This is a genomic window from Calidithermus roseus, assembly GCF_003574095.1.
GTDB lineage: Bacteria > Deinococcota > Deinococci > Deinococcales > Thermaceae > Calidithermus > Calidithermus roseus.
Genome location: NZ_QWLA01000161.1, coordinates 1 through 1,231 on the forward strand (window position 1 = coordinate 1; position 1,231 = coordinate 1,231).

The 1,231-nt window shown below is 61.4% G+C and carries 2 protein-coding genes; both read left to right on the forward strand.

The window, feature by feature from the left end; translation table 11 throughout:
* A partial coding sequence (locus Mrose_RS18350) for a zinc ribbon domain-containing protein (protein WP_147371736.1) occupies positions 1-212 on the forward strand: 212 nt, incomplete at its 5' end.
* Between the two features lie 270 nt (positions 213-482).
* Positions 483-1,061 carry a hypothetical protein gene (locus Mrose_RS18355; RefSeq protein ID WP_119280658.1) on the forward strand — a complete coding sequence of 193 codons (579 nt, stop codon included), beginning with the start codon at positions 483-485 and terminating at the stop codon, positions 1,059-1,061.
* The last annotated feature ends 170 nt before the right edge of the window (positions 1,062-1,231 follow it).

Consider the following 1,231-nt stretch of genomic DNA (forward strand, 5'->3'; position numbering starts at 1 on the left):
CACGCAACACCTCGCGGGAGTGCCCGGCCTGCGGGCACACCGAGCGGGCCAACCGTCCCACGCAGGCGCTCTTTCGCTGTGTGGTCTGCGGGTGCTCTGGGCCTGCGGACTACTTCGCGGCGGTCAATATTGGCCGCCGGGCTGCGGTTGAGCGGCGTATGCCGCCGGGCTATGCCCGTACCAATGTCATCCAGCCGAACGCGGGGGCATGAAATGCTATGCATGGCTATCGTGCCACCTGCAAGCCTCGGACTTCAGTCCGAGGTAGGTGACGCGCCCTATTAAGTCATCTCGAGCCAGGTGGTGCATGAGAGCAGGGCTTTGGCGTGACCTGAGTGCTCTCCAGGACACAAATCTACCCCTCTTGAGCACCGGGGCGCGGGGTGGCTGGAGCTGTGTTGTGAAAAATACCCACCGGATTGTGAGGAGGCTGGTATAGGCTTTGGGAGTAGCTGTACATATTCTCAGGGGGACGTACAGTCATGGTGATCAGCGGAAATCTCAAGGAAAGCCCATTCCAGACCCTCATAGGCCATTTCCAGGACAGGACCGGCGTGCTCGAGTTGTGGAACATGCCAGGCCTCAAAGACTGCAAGCTGTGGGTCAAACGCGGTCACTTGCGCTGCATCGAGATCGGCAAGGAGTACATCGCCGATCCCTTGAAGGCCAGGGATATCCTCTTGGGGATCATCGCCGCGCGCGAAGGGGCCTTTGAGCTGACGTACAAGGAATTCAAGACCCCCTGTGACCCGGCCCTGCACTGGCCGCTGGAGCGGGTCGTGACCTCGCTGAGCCTCATCGAAGAGGACATCACCCTGCGCACCATCGAGATGCCCCCGCCCAACGTGACCTACCTGATCAGCGGCGACGAGGGGTTGCTGGACCTGAACAATTCCTTTTTCTGGAAGCGGGCCAGGCCCATGCTCCAGCACGGAGCCACCGCCGAGCAGATCGCCAAGGCGCTGGGCATCTCGCTCAAGCTGTCTTGCTACTACCTCGCCCGCCTCGAGTGGCTGGGCGCGGTCAAGCCGGCGGCGGATGTCATCGAGATCGAGTTTTGATCGATTTCCCACGATCCCTCGCTGGGATTGGGGATTCTCGACCGAAGCGAATTATTTGGCTGGGTCAGGGCTGGGGCAGGCTCATGAGGGCGCTCTCCAGGGCCGCGAAAGCCTTCTCGAGGTCGAAACCCCCGCCCTGGGCCAGCCAAATAATTCGCTTCGGTCGAGAA

Excerpts from the sequence above, each read along its gene's own strand:
- Mrose_RS18355 (WP_119280658.1), top strand. The coding sequence starts at position 483 with ATGGTGATCAGCGGAAATCTCAAGGAAAGCCCATTCCAGACCCTCATA.